The following is a 17,202-nucleotide window of genomic DNA, read 5'->3' as shown; positions in this document are numbered from 1 at the left end:
CCGGCATGACCGCCACACCGCCCGCAGCGCCGTCGCCCGTGCTGGACCTCGCTCCCGTCGTGCCGGTCGTCGTCCTCGATGACGCCGTCGACGCGGTGCCGCTGGCCCGGGCGCTGGTCGAGGGCGGCCTGCCCGCGATCGAGGTCACCCTCCGCACGCGGGCCGCGCCCGAGGTGATCGCCCGCATCGCGGCGGAGGTACCGGAGGCGGTGGTGGGCGCGGGCACCGTGCTGGCCCCCGATCACGTCCGCGCCGCCGTCGACGCCGGGGCGCGCTTCCTGGTCAGCCCCGGCTGCACGGACCTGCTGCTGCGCTCGCTGCGCGAGTCCGCGCTGCCGTTCCTGCCGGGGGCGTCCACGGCGTCCGAGGTGCTCGCGCTGCTCGAACAGGGCGTCACCGACATGAAGTTCTTCCCCGCCGAGGCGGCGGGCGGCGCGGCGTACCTGCGGGCGCTCTCCTCGCCTCTTCCCCGCGCCCGCTTCTGCCCCACGGGCGGCATCTCCGCGTCCACCGCGGCGGACTACCTGGCACTGCCCAACGTCGCCTGCGTCGGCGGCTCCTGGATGCTTCCCGACGACGCCCTCGCCGCCCGCGACTGGTCCCGCGTCACCCGGCTCGCCCGTGAGGCGGTCACGCTCCGCATCCCGGGCTGAAGCGCGTCGTTCAGGACGTCCCCGTCGGGCAGGCGACGCCGGTTCCGCCGAAGCCGCAGTAGCCGAGGGGGGTGTGGTGGAGGTACTGCTGGTGGCGGGTCTCCCCCGGGTAGAAGGGGAAGGTTTCGGCGGACAGGATCTCCGTGGTGATGCCGCCGTGACCGGCGTCGGACAGAGCCCGCTGGTAGGCCTCCCGGCTCGCCTCCGCCGCCTCCTCCTGCTGCGGCGCGTGCACGAAGAGCGCCGAACGGCAGTGCGTGCCGATGTCGTTGCCCTGCCGCATGCCCTGGGTCGGATCGTGGCCCTCCCAGAAGACCCGGAGCAGCTGCGCGTACGTCACCCGTCGGGGGTCGAAGACGACACGGACCGTCTCCGCGTGGCCGGTGCGCCCGGAGGCGACCTCGTCGGAGACGGGGTGCGGGGTGCGGCCGCCCTGGAAGCCGACGAGGGTCGTCCACACCCCGGGCGTACGCCAGAACCGGCGCTCGGCGCCCCAGAAGCAGCCGAGGGCGAAGTCCGCGATCTCGCTGCCCTCCGGGTACGGGCCGAGCAGCGGGGTGCCGAGCTCGGCGTGCTTCTCCGGCAGCGGGAAGGCGCGCTCGGCCCGCCCGGGCAGCGTCTCCTCGGGCGTCGGCAGGCGGTGGACGAAGGTGTCGGACATCGGCGGGGACCTCGTGAGACGGGGAGGACGGACGGGGCGTGGTGCGCTCCGTACGGCATACCCGGACCCCCGCCGCACGATGCGAAGCGGCGGGGCCGGAAGTCAGCGGAGGTGGGAGGTGTCGTTGAGGAGGCGGAGGGAGGCGTTGCCGTCGGCGTAGTAGGCGACGGCGGTGAGGGAGGCCGCGGCGAGTTCCATGCGGAACAGCGACTCCGGGGGTGCGCCCAGCGCCAGACGGGCCAGGGTCTTGACCGGGGTGACGTGGGTGACGAGGAGGACCGTCTTCCCCGGGTAGCGGGCGAGGAGCTTGTCGCGGGCCACGGCGACGCGCCGGGCGACGGTGGCGAAGCTCTCGCCGCCGCCGGTGGGTTCGGCGTCCGGGGAGGCGAGCCACTTCTCCAGGTCGTGCGGGTGGCGGGTGCGCACCTCGGAGAAGGTCAGGCCCTCCCAGTCGCCGAAGTCCGCCTCGCGGAGGCCGTCTTCGACGCGGACGTCGCGTCCGAGGCGGGCGGCGACGACGTCGGCGGTTTCGCGGCAGCGGCGCAGCGGCGAGGTGACGACGGCCTGCACGGTGCCGCGGGCGGCCAGCGCGGTGGCGGCCGCCTCGGCCTGCCGTCGGCCGGTGCCGGAGAGGCCGGGGTCGCTGCCGCCGGAGCCCGAGAAGCGCTTCTGCGGGGTCAGTTCGGTCTCGCCGTGCCGGAGGAGCACGAAGGTGGTGGGCGGGCCGAGGTCCGGGCCCCAGCCGGGGGGTGGGGCGGCGGGCGCGGACGGGCGGGTCTCCGGGACGGCTTCGGCCTCCGCGGCCGTGGCGGGGGCGGTGTCCGCGGCCGTGGCGGGGGCGGTGTCCGCTGCCGTGGCGGGGGCGGTGTCCGCTGCCGTGGCGGGGGCGGTCGCCGCTGCGGCACGGGGGGCGGCGCGGTCGGCGCGGGTGTCGAGGTCGGCGGTCGAACCGGAGGGCGACCACTGCTGCCCGCGCTTGCCGGCGTCCATCGCCTCGTTGGCGAGCCGGTCGGCGTGCTTGTTCTCGGCGCGCGGGATCCACTCGTAGGAGACGGCACCGGGCGGGTAGACGTCGCGCGCCTCGCCCGCCAGGGCGCGCATGTCCGCGTGCTTGATCTTCCAGCGGCCGGACATCTGCTCCACGACCAGCTTGGAGTCCATCCGCACGCGCACCGCCGCCGACGGGTCCAGTTCGCGGGCCGCGCGCAGCCCGGCCACCAGGCCGCGGTACTCGGCGACGTTGTTGGTGGCGCGGCCGATGAACTCGGCGGCCTCACGCAGCGTTTCGCCGGTGGCGGCGTCACGGACCACGGCGCCGTACCCGGCCGGGCCGGGGTTGCCGCGCGAGCCGCCGTCCGCCTCGACGACGAACGTGCGGCCGCTGTGGGCGGGGGCCATCAGAGACCGGACTCGGGCGTGCGGACGAGGATGCGGCGGCAGTTCTCGCACCGCACGACGGCGTCCTCGGCGGCATCCCGCACCTCGTTGAGTTCGGTGATGTTGAGCTCCAGGCGGCATCCCTCGCAGCGCCGCTGGTAGAGCTTGGCGGCGCCGACGCCGCCCTGCTGCTCGCGGATCTTCTCGTACAGCTTCATCAGGTCGGCGGGCACGGACCCGGCGACGACCTCGCGCTCCTTACGCACGGAACCGGCGTCGGCGTCGAGGTCCCGGACGGCGGCGTCGCGGCGGGAGGTGGCGTCGCCCGCCTTGGCCTCGACGGCGGCGACGCGGTCGGCGAGTTCGGTGGCGCGCTCCTGCGCGGACTCGCGGCGCTCCATGACCTCCAGGACGACGTCCTCGAGGTCGCCCTGACGCTTGGCGAGTGAGGCGATCTCGCTCTGCAGGCTCTCCAGGTCCTTCGGGTTGGTGACCATGCCGGAGTCGAGGCGCTGCTGGTCGCGTGCGGCGCGCCGGCGCACCTGGTCGACGTCCTGCTCCGCCTTCGTCTGCTCGCGGGCGGTGTCGCTCTCCTCGGTGCGGGCGGCGACGAGGAGGTCGCGGAGCTGGGTGAGGTCGGCCTCCAGGGTCTGGATCTCCTCGTGCTCGGGCAGTGCACGGCGCCGGTGTGCGAGCTGCGCGAGGCGCGTGTCGAGGTCCTGGACGTCGAGGAGTCGGATCTGGTCGGCGGGCGCGGCGTTCAGTTGGGGGCTCCAGTGTTCGTCGGTGCGACGGCGAACCCCGCCTGGGGGGCCGTCGCGGCGGTTGCGGAGGACGCCGCGTGGGCGGTCCAGGGGTCGGTGACCGTGCGGGAGACGTGCGTGCGCAGGCCCCAGCGGTTGCGGTCGGAGACGGCGTCGAGCTCGGCGGCGGCCTGCTCGCACCAGGGCCACTCGGTGGCGAAGTGGGCGGCGTCGACGAGGGCGAGCGGCGAGTGCTCACGGGCCTCGGACGCGGGGTGGTGGCGCAGGTCGGCGGTGAGGTAGGCGTCCACACCGGCGGCGCGCACCTGGTCGAAGAGGCTGTCGCCGGAGCCGCCGCACACCGCGACGGTGCGCACGGGGCGGTCGCGGGCGCCTGCGGCACGTACGCCCTGGGCGGTGGCGGGCAGCCGGGCCGCGGCCAGCGCGGCGAACTCGCGCAGCGGCAGCGGCGTCTCGAGTTCGCAGATGCGGCCGAGGCCGCGCCGTCCGGCGGGGTCCTCGGGGTCAGGCACCAGGGGGCGCAGTACGCGGAGGCCGAGAGCGCCCGCGAGGGCGTCGGAGACGCCGGGGTCGGCGCGGTCGGCGTTGGTGTGCGCGACGTGGAGCGCGACGCCGTTCCGGATCAGGGTGTGGACGACGCGGCCCTTGAAGGTGTCGGCGGCGACGGTGGTGGTGCCGCGCAGGTACAGGGGGTGGTGGGTGACGAGCAACTCGGCGCCGAGCGCGACGGCCTCGTCGGCGATCTCCTGCACCGGGTCGACGGCGAAGAGGACCCGGGTCACCTCGGTGTCCGGGTCGCCGCAGACCGGGCCGACGGCGTCCCACTGCTCGGCGCGCTCACGGGGCCACAGTCCGTCGAGCGCGGCGATGACGTCGGAAAGTACGGGCACGGGTGAAAGGCTACCTTCCACCTCCGGGCCTTCGCCCGGCCGCGTACCGGAGGCCGTGCGCGGGGGCGTGAGTGGGGGCGTGCGCGGCGGCGCCCGTGGGCGCGTGGACGGGCTCCGGGGCGGGTGGACGGGCTGCGGGGGCGGGTGCTTGCACACCGGGCGCCCCGTTTCAGCAGAATCGGTTCACCTCCACCCTTATGCGTGAAGGCGCTCAACTCGCGTTGTTCGGCCGGAAGTGCGAGGCATAACTTCGTCGCAGGAGGTGACCGAACCATGACTGCTTGTGCCGTGGAGGCGACCGCGGGAGACGGCGGTACGACCGGGCACACCGGCTTCGTGATCGCGGCCGACGGTGGCTACGGTGCGCGGCTCACCCGGCGGGCCGGCGGGGAGGGCGGCTGGTACCCGGAGCGCTGGACGCTGGACGGTCCGGAACCGTACGCCGTGGCCCTGCCCGGCACGGGGCCGGAGGAGCCCGGCACCCAGCTGCTGCCGCTCGCCGACGGGCGGGTGCTGGTCGCCCGCCGCGAGACCGGCGCGCACCGGCTCGCCCTGCTCTACCCCAGCGGGCCCGCCACCGGCGAACTCGCCCTGGGCACCGTCGACTCCGAGTGGCTCACGCTGCTCCCGCCCACGCCGGCCGGACACCTCGCGTACGGGCTGGTGGCCGGACCGGACCGGACGCAGGTCTGGCTGGTCGCGGGGGGCGGCGCGGACGGGCCCCGGCAGGTCGCCGAGGTGGACGGGCGGTGCTCCGGCGGGGTGTGGCTGGACCGCGAGGCGCGGCTGCTCGCCCTGGACCGCACCGAGCCCGGCGGCGCCCGCACCAAGACGGTCGTCGTCGACCTGGGGTGTTCCGGCGCGGTGTCGCCGCTCCTCCAGATCACCGAGGAGAGCGACGACCGGCTGCTGCTGGCCGACCCGGACAGCGGCCTGCTCCTGCTGCGGTCCGACGCTCCCGGCGAGGAGCGCCTCGGCTGGGGCGTGCTGGGCAGCAGCCTGCCGGTGCGGTTCCCCGAGGCGCTGCGCCCCGAAGGCGTGCGGCTCACCCCCTTCGCCGTGCAGCCGGGTCAGGTGCTGCTGCCGGAGAGCTGCGCGGTGGCACTGCGGGTGGACGGGCCGAACGGCACGTGGGCGGCGGTGTGGCGGCCCGCGCAGCGGACGTTGCGGCACGTGGCCGCGCCGCACGGCTGGCTCGCCGGGAGCGGGGTGTGGACGGCGGACGGCGAGCTGCGCCTGCCCTTCTCGACCCCCGGCACGGCGTGCGGGGTCGCGACCGTCGCGGCCGGGCCGGTCCCGGTGCGGGCCCCTGCGGCGGACCGGCACTCCCCCGCCCCGCCCGCTCCCCCGGCGGCGCCCCGGCCCGTGCCGCTCCAGCAGGCGCCGATGGCGCGGGGATGACCCGGGAGGGGGCCCGGGACGTGCGGGGCGGGTCGTCGCCCCCGGCCCGGGGGACGGCAGGTGACGATCGCGCAACCACGGGGCACGCCACGACCGGCGAGGCGCATACCGACGGGCGGACCGGGTAGCGGGGCTGACCGGGCGCGAGCCCAGACAGCGAACACCAGAGCACGGAGCGCCATCCTCATGTCCGACGTCGCACGGGAGAAGCCCGCACACGCCGAACCGGCCGCCGACTCCACCTCCTCGGGACACGGCAGACACCGGGGGCCGGCCGCCGAGGCGGAGGAACCTCAGCCCACGGCACCCGGTCCGGGCCGCCACCGCCGCACACCGGGCGAAGGCTGACGCTTCCCGGGTCCCGTCCGCCCGGGCACCGCCCTCCGGGGCACTGGACTTCTCAGGCCCCGGGCACCCCGTGCGCCCCTGCTCCGCTCCGGGCACCCGGGCCGAGGAGTTCGATGAGCGCGCCCAGCACCGGGGCGTCGTCGCGCTCGGCGGCGGTGACCTCCGCGCGGAGTACGCCCGGCGCCGGGCGACGGAAGGCGACCCGCAGGGTCTCGCCCGGGTAGGCGACACCGGTGAAGCGGGCGGTGCAACGCCGCACGCGAGTCACGTCACCCGCGCACTCGGTGTCGACGGCGGCCTTCAGGACGACGCCGTAGCTGCACAGGCCGTGCAGGACCGGGCGCGCGAAGCCGGCGCGGCGGGCGAAGTCGGGATCGGCGTGCAGCGGGTTGCCGTCGCCGCTCAGGCGGTAGAGGAGTGCCTGGTCCTCGCGGAGCGGGCGTTCCACCACCCGGTCCGGGTCTCCTTCGGGCGCGGGCGGGCGGCCGGACGGGCCCCGGGCACCGCCGAAGCCTCCCTCACCGCGGACGAAGACCTGCGCCTCGCTGGTCCACAACGGGCCCTCCGCGTCCGCCGCTTCGGCCCGGACCACGAGGACCGCGGCGCCGCCCTTGTCGTGCACGGCGGTCAGCGTGGACGTCCGGACGACGTCGCCGCTCACCGGCAGGGGGCGGTGGAGCGTGAGGTCCTGGCCGCCGTGCAGCACGGCGGCCAGATCGACGTCCACACCGGGCGCGGAGACGGCGTCCGCCCAGTCCATGGCGCCGCCCGCCACGGTGGCGAAGCCGGGCAGCACGTGCAGCCGGCTCTCCAGGGTGTAGCGGAGTTCGGCGGGGTCGGTGGCGGGGATCCCGGCGCCGACCCCAAGGTGGTAGAGCCGCACGTCCCGGTGGTCCCAGGTCAGCCGGGTGCTGCGGGGCCCTGCGGACAGGGCGCGGGGGACGTCGATCGGCATGTCCGGCGGCTCCTTCGGCGACGGGGCGGGCGGGGCCGGGAACCGAAGGCCCCGGGGGCGGGCGGTCAGGTGCGCAGGTAGGAGGCGCCGTTGAGGTCGAGGACGGTACCGGAACTCCATGCGGCCTCCGGGGAGGCCAGCCACCGCACGGCCGCCGCGATCTCCTCCGGCGCGGCCACCCGGCCGTACGGGCTCTGCGCACGGATGGCGTCGCCCTCCTCGCCGGTGAGCCGGTGGGCGACGCGTTCGGTGGCGAAGAACCCGGGGGCCACGGAGGCCACCGCGATGCCGTGCGGAGCGAGCGCGACGGCCAGCGACTGGCCGAGTGCGTGGACGGCCGCCTTGGTGGCCGCGTAGGCGGGGTGGTCGGGTTCGCCGCGGAAGGCGCCGCGCGAACCGATGTTGACGATGCGGCCTCCCCGCCCGGCCGCGATCATGTGCTGCGCCGCCTGGTGGGAGACATGAGCGGTGCCGAGCAGGTTCACGTCGGTGTGGCGGCGCCAGGCGTCCGTCCATTCCTCGAACGGCGTCCCGGCGGGCGGGTGCGGGGTGTTGACCGCCGCGTTGTTCACCAGAACGTCCACGCCGCCCAGCGCACCGGCGGCCTCGGTGACGAGTCGCCGCGCGCCCTCGGGGCCGGACAGGTCGGCGGCGAGCAGCGCGTGCCCGTCGCCGGGCAGCGCGCGCAACGTCTCCTCGGCGTCGGCACGCCGCGTTCCGTAGTGCACGGCGATCCGGTCGCCGTTCTCGGCGAAGGTGCGGGCGAGGGCGCGGCCCAGGCCGCGGGCGGCGCCGGTGACCAGCACGCGCCGGCCGGTGGCGGGAAACGGCTCGGGCGGGACGGGCACGTGTTCGGCTCCTCGGGTTTTCGGGACGTCGTCAGGACTTCCGGACGGTACGGCCGCCGGCGCCGGTCCCGGTCTCCGTCGCGGCGGCTTCGTCCGCTGCGGCTTCGGTGACGGCGTCGGACGCGGCTTCGGTGACGGCGTCGGCCGGTGCACCGGGGGTGGCGGCTGCGGCTGGCGGGGCGGGGCCGCGGTCGGCACGGGGCAGGGTGGTGATCATCAGCACCGCGCTTCCCAGCAGTATCCAGGCGCCGGTGCCGAACGCGAGCGCGTACCCGGCCGCCTCGCTCTCCGCGTCGGAGCCGTCGATGCGGGTGGCCGCGACCGTGGACAGCGCCGCCAGGCCCAGCGCGCCGCCCATCGTCCGCGAGGTGTTGACGAGTCCGGACACCAGGCCCGCGTCGCGCGGCTCGGCCCCCGCCGTGGCGACGGCGGCCAGCGGGGTGGCGGACAGACCGGCGCCGAGGGCCATGAGCACCCCGGGGCCGAGCACGGTCGTGAGGTAGTCGCCGCCGGCGTGCATCCCGGTCTGCCAGAGGTAGCCGGACGCGGCGGTGAGCGTCCCGGCCACGGCGAGCGTGCGGGCCTCGATCCGCTGCATCAGCACGGGGGCGAGCTTGGAACCCAGGACGATGCTGAGCGACTGGGGGATGAATCCCAGGCCGGCCTGGAGCGGCGTGTACCCGAGCGCGTTCTGCATGTACAGCGACATGAAGTACCACATGCAGAACATCGCCGCGCCGTTGACGAACATCGCCAGGTTGGCGGCCGAGACCGAACGCAGCCGGAAGAGCTTCAGCGGCACCAGCGGCGCGCGGGTGCGGGCCTCGACGGCGACGAAGACGCCGAGCACGGCCACGCCCCCGAACAGCGGCCCCAGGGCCTGCCCGGACGACCAACCGGTCGTCTCCGTCTGCACGATGCCGTACGCGACCGCTCCCAGACCGCTGGTGACCAGCAGAGCGCCCGGGAGGTCGAGGCGTCGCCGGCCACCCAGCCTGCTCTCGGTCACCCAGAGGGCGGCCGCGACGAGCACCAGCGCACCGACCGGCACGTTGATCAGCAGCACCCAGCGCCAGGACAGCGCGTCCGTGAGCACCCCGCCCACCAGGCCGCCCGCCGCGCCGCCGCCCGCGCCGACGGCCGTCCAGGTCCCGATCGCCCGGGTGCGGGCGGGGCCCTCCGGGAAGGAAGTGGTGAGGATGGTGAGCGTCGACGGGGCGAGCACGGCCGCGCCGACGCCCTGGGCCGCGCGGGCGGCGACGAGCTGCCAGCCGTCCTGAGCGAGGCCCCCGGCGAGGCTGGCGGCGACGAAGACCCCGAGACCGAGGAGGAACATCCTCTTCCGCCCGAAGAGGTCGCCGGCCCGGCCGCCGAGGAGCATGAACCCGGCGAAGGTGAGCGTGTAGGCGTTGAGCACCCACTGCAGGCCGGTCGCGCTCATGCCCAGGTCGCTGCGCATCGACGGCAGTGCGACGTTCACCACGGACACGTCCAGCACCACCAGGAACTGGCCTGCACACGCCGCGAGTACGACGGCCCACACGTGCGGTGGACGCTGCTCGCGGCGGCTCCGGCCAGCGGCGGAGGTGGTGGAACGGGTCGGGACCATGCGTGCCATCGTCGCACTGCGGTCCGGGATCCGGCATCGGGACATCCGCCCGCCCGCCCCCGGACCGCGGTCCTAGGACCTCTCCGGGGGCGGGCGGGCGACCCGGTTCAGACCTTGCGCCAGCGCGCCATCGCGAAGGAGAAGAGGCCGAAGAGCACCAGGCCGGCGGCGACCGCGACGAGCAGCCACGGACCGGCCGGGGTCTCGGCGAAGGTGCGCAGCGTGTCGTCGACGCCCTTCGCCTCGTCCGGGTCGAAGCTGAACGCCGCCTTGACGAGGAAGCCGCCCGCGACGGCGAAGACGGCGCCCCGGCAGACGCCTCCGACGACACCGAGCACGTCGACCACGTTGCGGGTGCGCCGCGACATGCCGGACACCCTCAGGTGCTCGCGGTACTTGCGCTGCACCGCGCGCAGGCCGATCCAGAGTCCGGCGCCGACCAGCCCCGCGCCGACGAGGCCCACGAGCCAGGGGCCGGCGGGCATCTCCATCACGCGGGCGGTGACGTCCTGGGACTGCTTGTCGCTGGACTGGCTGCCGCTGCGGTCCCCCGCCGCGTAGGCGAGAACGGAGGTGGATATCGCCGCGTAAAGGAGGAAACGGGCGGCGGACTGGAGTCGCTTGGACGTCTTCATGCCGTCCTTGCCGGTGGCCCCGACGACGGCCTCGGAGAGTCGCCACAGGGCCATGCCGGCCAGCCCGATACCCAGTGCCCAGATCACCGCGGAGCCGAACGGCCGCTGTGCGATGGCCTGCAGAGCTCCACCCCGGTCGGCCTGCTCCCCGGAGTCGCCGAAGGCGATCTGCAGGGCGAGCACGCCGACGAGGAGGTAGATCAGGCCGCGTGCGGCGAAGCCCCAGCGGGCGGCACCCTTCATCGCGGTGCTGTTCTTGGCCTGCCGCGCGGAACGCCGAGCGGAGCGTCTGCTGCGTCGCGCGGTCGAAGATGCGTTCATCTCATCCCTCCCGAGCGCCGTCTGCCCCGACCGCAGGCGGAGAAACGACCGCTCGGCCCCGGTCCGCTCGTGCGCGGCGATCGCCGGGAGGCTCAGTCCCAGCCGCGCGTGGAGACCTCCACACCACCGGTCAGGTAACGGGTGACCGCCGTCCGCATGCTGGGGACGGCCTCCGCCGGCTGCGGCAGCGCGCCGGCCGGCCACCAGCGCAGCGCGGCGTGCTTGTGCGGCTCGCGGTTCTCCGGTGCGCCCGTCCAGCGTTCGGCGGCGAAGACGACGGTGAGGAAGCCGTTCGGCGACTCGACACCGCTCCTGCCGTGCACGATGTGGGCGACCCGCAGGTCCTCCGGCGCGACGACGAGACCGGTCTCCTCCCGGAGTTCGCGGACGGCGGTGGCGGTGACGGCCTCGCCCGGGTCGGCCTTGCCGACCGGCAGGTCCCACAGGCCGCGCGCGAACTTGGCCCGCGGACCGCGCTGGAGCAGGAGCACCCGGTCGCGCGCCCTGTCGTGCACGATCACCGCCCCGACCAGCAGGGTCATGGAGTCGACGGCGGGCGGCAGCGGGGCGGGGGGTGTCTGTGTCACGTCGGGCAGTGTCTCGCGGGCACCGGCCGGAGCGCACCGGGTTTCGGCCGCACCGCGTCCGCGCACCCGCCCCGCGTGCCGGGCGCGCGTTCCGTACGGCAGCATGAGGCCCATGCACACCGCAGCCGCGCGGAATCCCGCGCCCCGGCCCGGCCCGGAGGTCATGGCCGCCTTCGAAGCGGCCAAGGGCTTCATGCCCGCCGACGAGGGTCTGGCCCTGTACGGCGCCGCCTCCGAAGCGGCACGGATGGGGCTGCCGTTGCTGGAGGTGGGCACCTACTGCGGGCGGTCCACCCTGCTGCTCGCGGACGCCGCGCGTGCGGCGGGGGTCACCGTGCTGACCGTCGACCACCACCGGGGCAGCGAGGAGCAGCAGCCCGGCTGGGATTACCACGACGCGTCGCTGGTCGACCCGGAGGTGGGGCGGATGGAGACGCTGCCGACGTTCCGGCGCACGCTGCACGCCGCCGGGCTGGAGGACCACGTCGTCGCGCTGGTCGGCCGTTCGCCGCAGGTCGCCGCGGTGTGGGGCGGCAGCCTGGGCCTGGTCTTCGTGGACGGGGGTCACACCGACGCGCACGCCGCCGCCGACTACGAGGGCTGGGCCCCGCACCTGGCCGAGCGCGGACTGCTGGTGATCCACGACGTGTTCCCCGATCCCGCGGACGGCGGGCAGGCGCCGTACCGGATCTACCGGCGGGCCCGGGAATCGGGTGCGTTCGCGGAGGTCGCGGCGACCGGCTCGCTGCGCGTCCTGCGCCGGACGGGCCCGGGCCTGTGACGGCTCCGCCGCCCCGCCGCCGTACGCCGCTCGTGGTGCTCGCGCTGCTGGTGCCGTTGTGCCTGGTGGGCGGGCTGGTGTGGCTCGCCCGGGACGCCGGGAACGGGGCGGGCGACCCGTCGGAGCCCGGTCCCGGACGGACCGGCGCCTCGCCCGGCCCCGGCGCGCGGAGCCCGAGCCCGGGTGCCACCGCGCGCAAGCCGCTCGCGGGGCGGACCGTCGTGATCGACCCCGGACACAACCCGGCCAACCACCGGCACCCGGAGAAGATGACCCAGCAGGTGGACATCGGCACCGGGAAGAAGGACTGCGACACCACCGGCACCGCGACGAACGAGGGGTATGCCGAGGCGGCGTTCACCCTGGACGTGTCCCGGCGGGCCCGCACCGCACTCGAGCGTCTCGGGGCGACCGTGCGGCTGACGCAGGACGGCGACCGCCCGTGGGGGCCGTGCATCGACGAACGCGCCACGATCGGCAACGAGGCGCACGCCGACGCGGCGGTGTCCGTCCACGCCGACGGCGCCGGCGAGGGGGACCGGGGCTTCCACGTCATCGCCCCGCGGCCGGTGCACGAGGGGAAGGCCGACACCAGGGGCGTGGCGCAACCGTCCGAACGCCTCGGACGCGCACTGGTGGCGGCCTTCGGTGAGGCGACCGGCACCCGGGTGTCCACGTACGCGGGCGGCGGGGACGGCCTGGTGAAGCGCGACGACCTCGGCGGGCTCAACCTCAGCAGGACGCCGAAGGTCTTCCTCGAGTGCGGCAACATGCGCGACCCGCGGGACGCGGCGCTGCTGACCGATCCGGCCTGGCGCGCACGCGCCGCGCGGGGGGTCGCGCAGGGCGTCGCGGCGTTCCTCACCGGGGAACGGCCGTGACCCGGTGAGGAACGCCGGGGCCCGTGGGACGACGCGTCGTCACCCCGGGGGACGGCCGCGCACAACGGATCGCGGTGCCGCCCGTACGATGGGGGCTCACCCCCGGCACAGGCGTCACATGCCACCGAAGACCACACAGACCGACTAAGGACCCCACGTTGAACATCCGCTCGCTCACCCGAGGCGACGGCGCGGTGATCGGAGCAGCACTGCTGCTGTTCATCGCCTCCTTCCTCGACTTCTACGCAGCCGACTGCGAAGGCAAATTCTGTGACGGCGTCGAGATGCCGAGCGCCTGGGACACGGAGCGGCTCGGGCTGGTCCTGCCGACGCTGTTCCTCGTCGGCATCCTGGCAGCGGCCCTGATCGTCGTGGGCCGGTTCGTGCCCCAGGTCAAGGTCGGCGGCCTGACCCTCTCCCAGTGGGGCGTTCCCCTCGCGGTCGCGTCGCTGTGGAGCTCGCTGTGGTCGCTCATCGTCGGCCCGGAGCAGGTGACGATGGGCATCGGGGCCATCCTCGGTCTGCTCGCCACGCTGGTGCTCGCCGCCGCGGCGGTGCTCACCGAGCAGGTTCCCGCGCTCAAGGCGTCGCTGATCCCCGCCGCCGGACCGCAGCCGGCCGGCCCGTACGGCCAGCAGCCGCCGGGTGGTTACGGCTACCCGGGCCAGCAGGCGCCGTACGGTCAGCAGCCGCAGCCCGGCGGCTACGGCTACCCCGGCCAGCAGGGCCAGCCCCAGCCGGGCGCCCCGCAGCAGCACGGCGTCCCGCAGCCGGGTCAGCCCGGCCAGCCCCAGCCGGTCCCCGGCCAGGGCCAGTCGCTCGGCGGCCAGCCGCAGCCGCAGGCCGCGCAGCAGACGGCTCAGCCGCAGCCGGCCGGCCCGGCTCCCGCTGCCGACTTCCAGCCGTTCTGGTTCGCCGTGCCCGTGAACCGGCCGCTGTTCCCGGAGGACGGTTCGCCGAACCCGGTCGCCGAACTGGCGCCGGGCACCTGGTACCTGGCGGTCGAGCAGCGCGGCCAGGCGCTCGTCGCGCAGACGCAGGACGGCCGCCGCGGGGTCCTGCAGGACACCTCCGGCATCCAGCGCGGCTGATTCCGGGAGCCGCACCGGCATCTCGATTCCCGGTCCGGTCAACACCGTTGACCTGCCGAAACGGCCCCTCACCCGTCCGGGTGGGGGGCCGTCGTCGTCGGCATGCGCACAACAGTGCGTTTGGCGGCGCCGATTCCGGTTATCCGCTCGTTATGTCAACCGTGACGAGACGTTCCGGAGCCAGCACGGCAGGGGTCGCCCTGCAGATCATCGCCGACATCCTCGCCGGGATCATCGCCCTCTGGATCGCGCTGTACCTGCTCGAGGCCAACCCGTCGAACGAACTGGTCGACGGCCTGCACGACGCCGCACGCTGGCTCGCCGGCTGGTCCTACGACCTCTTCCCGATCGAGACCGACTGGCTGAACGTGCTGGTCAACTACGGCATCGCCGCAGCCGCCTACCTGTTGATCGGTCACGGGCTCGCCTCCCGCCTCCGCCGGGCCTGAGCCCTCTCGCTCCCACCCCCCCACGGGCAGCACCCCCACACCGACCGCCGGGCCGCGCCTCCCACCCCCCACCGCGACCCGGCGGTCGCCTTCGTGTCTCCTCCGCCGGGTGGCCGGGGCACGCCCGGTCGGGGCTCCGCGCCCTCGTGGACGGAGGCTGCCTCTCCCCCCCCGATTCCGCTTCCGCCGCCGCGGCGTTCAGCCGTGCGGTGCGAAGACCGTCCGCTGGGCACGGGCCAGGGACGGCCCGAAGAGGCGTGCCAGGGGCCGGGCCGGGATGCCGGCGCGTTCGTGCGGCTCGGCGACGGCGGCCAGCCACGCGGGCATGAACCGCAGCGTCCAGCCGGGGGCGGTGCGGCGCATGTGGGTCGCGAAGCCCTTCCACGCGGCGGCGTCCAGCACGGGCGCGAGGCGCCCGGTCAGCTCCCGCTCCTCGTCGGCGGCGTGCGCGGCGAGCCGTTCGTGCACCTCACGGGTCCGGGCGGCCAGGTCGACGGCGGTCGCCGGGTCGGCGTCGAGACGGTGGACGGCCTCGTGCCAGACGTGCAGCGCCTTCGCCAGCTCCTCGTGTTCGGCGTCGAGCAGGGCGAGCGCCTCGGGGTCGCCGCCCCGCTCGCGCAGCAGCGGCCACAGGTGGGCGTCCTCGCCCCCGTGGTGGTGCTCGATGATGTGGAACACCCGCTCGACGTAACGCCGCAGCGCGGCGGTGCGGGAGGCGTCCGGCGTCTGCGCCAGCTCGTCGGCGACGGTGGCGAGGCGGTCCAGGTCGTGGACCATCGCGCGGTGGGCCAGCACCATCGTCAGGTGTGCGGGCGGCAGGACGGTGGACGGCTGCGACGGCTGCGACGGCATGGGCACTCCTCGTTCGCCGGATCTGCGCGGAAGCGGGGGCCGCGCCTCGACGTCCCATCGTGCCCCGCAGACCTCAGGTGTTCGCCCGGAATCCCCCGCCCGCAGCACGGCCGCTCCGGCCTCCCCGGGGAGGCCGGAGCGGCCGTGCTGCGGGGCGCACGTTCAGCAGCAGTTCGGGGTGAGGCCCGTGGGGAGGTCGTCGGCTCCGAAGACGGCGGTGGTGGCGGGGTCGCCGCCGAGAGCGGCGACGGCGAGGAGGACGGAGCCGGCCGTCCACGCGGTCTGCTCCCGGGGCCAGACCGCGTCGTCCTCGAAGACGTAGCCCGTCCAGTACATGCCGTTGTCGGCGCGCAGGTGCTGCATCCAGCGCAGCACGTCCAGCGCACGGTCGGACTCGCCGACGGCCCACAGGGCGAGGGCCAGTTCGGCGCTCTCCCCGCCGGTGACCCAGGGGTTGGGGACCACGCAGCGCACACCCAGGCCGGGGACGACGAAGCGGTCCCAGCCGTCCTCGATGCGCTGCTTCGCGGCCGTGCCGCGCACGGCTCCGCCGAGGACGGGGTAGTACCAGTCCATGGAGTAGCGGTCCTTGTCGAGGAACCGCTCCGGGTGGTGGCGGACGGCGTGGCCGAGCCAGCCGGCGGCGAGTTCCCAGTCGGGCTGCGGCTCCTCGCGGTGGTCGGCCAGCGCGAGCGCGCAGCGCAGCGCGTGGTGCACGGACGAGCAGCCGGTGAGCAGCGCGTCGGCGACGGGCGTGCCGTCGGGCTCGCGTTTCCAGCCGATCTGGCCGCCGGGCTGCTGGAGGGCGAGGACGAACTCGACGGCCCGGGCGACGACCGGCCACATGCGGTCGGCGAAGGCGTCGTCACCGGTGGCCAGGTAGTGGTGCCAGACGCCGACCGCGACGTAGGCGCAGAAGTTGGTCTCCCTGGCCCGGTCGGTGGGGCGGGCGGCGTCGCCGTCGTGGTAGGCGGCGTACCAGGAGCCGTCGGGGAGTTGGTGGTCGGCGAGCCAGCGGTACGCGGCCTCGGCCCGGAGGTGCTCGCCCGCGGCGTCGAGCGCCATCGCGGCCTCGACGTGGTCCCAGGGGTCGAGGTGGTGCCCGCGGAACCAGGGAACGGCGCCGTCCTCGCGCTGCACGGCGGCGATGCCGCGGACGGTCGCGGCGGCCTGCTCGGCGGTCAGGACACCGGGGAGGACGAGCCGTTCGGTGCGTCCGGGGCTCGTCACGCGCCCGCCTCCTCGCCACCGGCGGCGGCGACCGGCAGGTGCGGCTTGGTGGCGTAGGCGACGAAGCTCTTGCCGATGAGGGGGTCCAGGGCGCGCTCGGCGAGGCGGGTGACCGGCGGGCGCTTCATGATGTCCCAGACCAGCAGCTTGTGGTAGGCGCGGACCGGAAGCGGAGCGTCGTCGCCGTCGCGGTGCACTCCGAACGCGCACTTGAGCCACCAGTACGGCGCGTGCAGGCCGTGCGCGTGGTGGGTGCCGTACGGGCGGAGCCCGGCTTCCCTCATGCGCGCGAGGAGTTCGGTGGCGCGGTAGATGCGGATGTGGCCGCCCTCGACCTCGTGGTAGGCGTCGCTGAGCGCCCAGCACACCTTCTCCGGGCCGTAGCGGGGCACGGTCACGGCGATGCGTCCGCCGGGGCGCAGCACCCGCACCATCTCGGCGAGCACGCCCTTGTCGTCGTGGATGTGCTCCATGACCTCGGAGATGATCACGACGTCGAAACGGTCGTCGGGGAACGGCAGGGCGAGGGCGTCGCCCTCCATCGCGGTCGCGGTCGCACCGGCCGGTGCCTCGCCCGCCTCCGCCATGGCGGCGAACCACGTGGCGACCTCGCGGATCTCCTCGGCGTTCCGGTCCAGCGCCACCACGCGTGCCCCGCGGCGGTAGCACTCGAAGGCGTGCCGTCCGGCGCCGCATCCGAGGTCGAGCACACGGTCCCCGGGGGCGAGCGGGAAGCGGGAGAAGTCGACGGTCAGCACGGTGGTCTGCCTCTTCTTTCGGCGGTGCGGGCGCCGCCCTCGCGGCGGTGGCGGGACGGTACGGCGGTGGAGTGGCACGGTGCGGGGGGAACGGTTCGGCGGGAGGGTCGG

The 17,202-nt window shown here is 75.3% G+C and carries 19 protein-coding genes; 7 read left to right on the top strand and 12 right to left on the bottom strand.

Features of this window, described 5'->3' with window-relative positions; all coding sequences use genetic code 11:
* Positions 1-5 precede the first annotated feature (5 nt).
* Positions 6-653 (top strand): bifunctional 4-hydroxy-2-oxoglutarate aldolase/2-dehydro-3-deoxy-phosphogluconate aldolase, encoded by a 648-nt coding sequence (eda, locus tag K304_RS0105575; protein ID WP_027762940.1) that lies wholly within the window; start codon positions 6-8, stop codon positions 651-653.
* 10 nt (positions 654-663) lie between these two features.
* Here the strand turns inward: eda and msrA are convergent, their stop codons facing one another.
* The 4 genes from msrA to K304_RS27460 all read right to left on the bottom strand — a co-directional run bounded on the left by msrA (position 664) and on the right by K304_RS27460 (position 4,345).
* Positions 664-1,314 (bottom strand): peptide-methionine (S)-S-oxide reductase MsrA, encoded by a 651-nt coding sequence (gene msrA / locus K304_RS0105570; RefSeq protein WP_027762939.1) that lies wholly within the window; start codon positions 1,312-1,314, stop codon positions 664-666.
* Positions 1,315-1,416: 102 nt separating this feature from the next.
* Positions 1,417-2,712 carry a bifunctional RNase H/acid phosphatase gene (locus tag K304_RS0105565; protein ID WP_027762938.1) on the bottom strand — a complete coding sequence of 432 codons (1,296 nt, stop codon included), beginning with the start codon at positions 2,710-2,712 and terminating at the stop codon, positions 1,417-1,419.
* Positions 2,712-3,455, bottom strand: coding sequence for a CT398-like coiled coil hairpin domain-containing protein (locus K304_RS33240; RefSeq protein WP_027762937.1), 744 nt, complete (start codon positions 3,453-3,455; stop codon positions 2,712-2,714). Before K304_RS33240 ends, K304_RS0105565 begins: the two co-directional genes overlap by 1 nt.
* Entirely contained in the window at positions 3,452-4,345 is an 894-nt protein-coding gene (locus K304_RS27460) for a Nif3-like dinuclear metal center hexameric protein (protein WP_051307926.1), read from the bottom strand. Before K304_RS27460 ends, K304_RS33240 begins: the two co-directional genes overlap by 4 nt.
* A 273-nt stretch (positions 4,346-4,618) precedes the next feature.
* Between K304_RS27460 and K304_RS0105550 the strand changes: the two genes are divergently transcribed.
* Positions 4,619-5,746 carry a hypothetical protein gene (locus K304_RS0105550; protein ID WP_027762936.1) on the top strand — a complete coding sequence of 376 codons (1,128 nt, stop codon included), beginning with the start codon at positions 4,619-4,621 and terminating at the stop codon, positions 5,744-5,746.
* Positions 5,747-5,932: 186 nt separating this feature from the next.
* Entirely contained in the window at positions 5,933-6,094 is a 162-nt protein-coding gene (locus tag K304_RS33235; RefSeq protein ID WP_158687299.1) for a hypothetical protein, read from the top strand.
* A gap of 52 nt (positions 6,095-6,146) precedes the next feature.
* Here the strand turns inward: K304_RS33235 and K304_RS27455 are convergent, their stop codons facing one another.
* The 5 genes from K304_RS27455 to K304_RS0105520 all read right to left on the bottom strand — a co-directional run bounded on the left by K304_RS27455 (position 6,147) and on the right by K304_RS0105520 (position 11,004).
* Positions 6,147-7,049: a MaoC/PaaZ C-terminal domain-containing protein gene (locus tag K304_RS27455; RefSeq protein WP_051307925.1), complete on the bottom strand. Its 903-nt coding sequence runs from the start codon at positions 7,047-7,049 to the stop codon at positions 6,147-6,149.
* 65 nt (positions 7,050-7,114) lie between these two features.
* On the bottom strand, positions 7,115-7,897 hold the full coding sequence (locus K304_RS0105535; protein ID WP_027762935.1) for an SDR family oxidoreductase: 783 nt from the start codon (positions 7,895-7,897) through the stop codon (positions 7,115-7,117).
* 31 nt (positions 7,898-7,928) lie between these two features.
* On the bottom strand, positions 7,929-9,515 hold the full coding sequence (locus K304_RS27450; protein ID WP_078528600.1) for an MFS transporter: 1,587 nt from the start codon (positions 9,513-9,515) through the stop codon (positions 7,929-7,931).
* A 98-nt stretch (positions 9,516-9,613) separates the two neighbouring features.
* Positions 9,614-10,462 carry a DUF1206 domain-containing protein gene (locus tag K304_RS0105525; protein ID WP_027762934.1) on the bottom strand — a complete coding sequence of 283 codons (849 nt, stop codon included), beginning with the start codon at positions 10,460-10,462 and terminating at the stop codon, positions 9,614-9,616.
* A gap of 92 nt (positions 10,463-10,554) precedes the next feature.
* Entirely contained in the window at positions 10,555-11,004 is a 450-nt protein-coding gene (locus tag K304_RS0105520; RefSeq protein WP_051307979.1) for an NUDIX domain-containing protein, read from the bottom strand.
* A gap of 157 nt (positions 11,005-11,161) precedes the next feature.
* On the opposite strand from K304_RS0105520, the gene K304_RS0105515 reads away from it, so the two are divergent.
* The 4 genes from K304_RS0105515 (at position 11,162) to K304_RS0105500 (ending at position 14,251) form a co-directional block, all read left to right on the top strand.
* Positions 11,162-11,830, top strand: coding sequence for a class I SAM-dependent methyltransferase (locus tag K304_RS0105515; RefSeq protein ID WP_051307923.1), 669 nt, complete (start codon positions 11,162-11,164; stop codon positions 11,828-11,830).
* A complete protein-coding gene (locus K304_RS27445) occupies positions 11,827-12,711 on the top strand; it encodes an N-acetylmuramoyl-L-alanine amidase (protein ID WP_037789320.1) in 885 nt (294 codons plus the stop codon). The genes K304_RS0105515 and K304_RS27445 overlap by 4 nt, the downstream gene beginning before the upstream one ends.
* 158 nt (positions 12,712-12,869) lie before the next feature.
* Entirely contained in the window at positions 12,870-13,802 is a 933-nt protein-coding gene (locus K304_RS0105505) for a DUF5336 domain-containing protein (protein ID WP_027762931.1), read from the top strand.
* Positions 13,803-13,954: 152 nt separating this feature from the next.
* Positions 13,955-14,251, top strand: a complete 297-nt coding sequence (locus tag K304_RS0105500; protein WP_027762930.1) for a hypothetical protein — start codon at positions 13,955-13,957, stop codon at positions 14,249-14,251.
* 198 nt (positions 14,252-14,449) lie between these two features.
* Here the strand turns inward: K304_RS0105500 and K304_RS0105495 are convergent, their stop codons facing one another.
* From K304_RS0105495 to K304_RS0105485, 3 genes are all read right to left on the bottom strand, one after another.
* The gene (locus K304_RS0105495) at positions 14,450-15,103 is read right to left on the bottom strand and encodes a hemerythrin domain-containing protein (RefSeq protein WP_051307921.1); all 654 of its coding nucleotides are present in this window, start codon (positions 15,101-15,103) and stop codon (positions 14,450-14,452) included.
* Positions 15,104-15,265: 162 nt separating this feature from the next.
* A complete protein-coding gene (locus K304_RS0105490) occupies positions 15,266-16,333 on the bottom strand; it encodes a prenyltransferase (RefSeq protein ID WP_027762928.1) in 1,068 nt (355 codons plus the stop codon).
* Positions 16,330-17,091 (bottom strand): class I SAM-dependent methyltransferase, encoded by a 762-nt coding sequence (locus K304_RS0105485; protein ID WP_027762927.1) that lies wholly within the window; start codon positions 17,089-17,091, stop codon positions 16,330-16,332. The genes K304_RS0105490 and K304_RS0105485 overlap by 4 nt, the downstream gene beginning before the upstream one ends.
* Positions 17,092-17,202: the final 111 nt, after the last annotated feature.

Source organism: Streptomyces sp. CNS606 (genome assembly GCF_000426325.1).
Note: the sequence above shows the minus strand (reverse complement) of the source record. Positions and strands in the feature narration are given on the sequence as shown.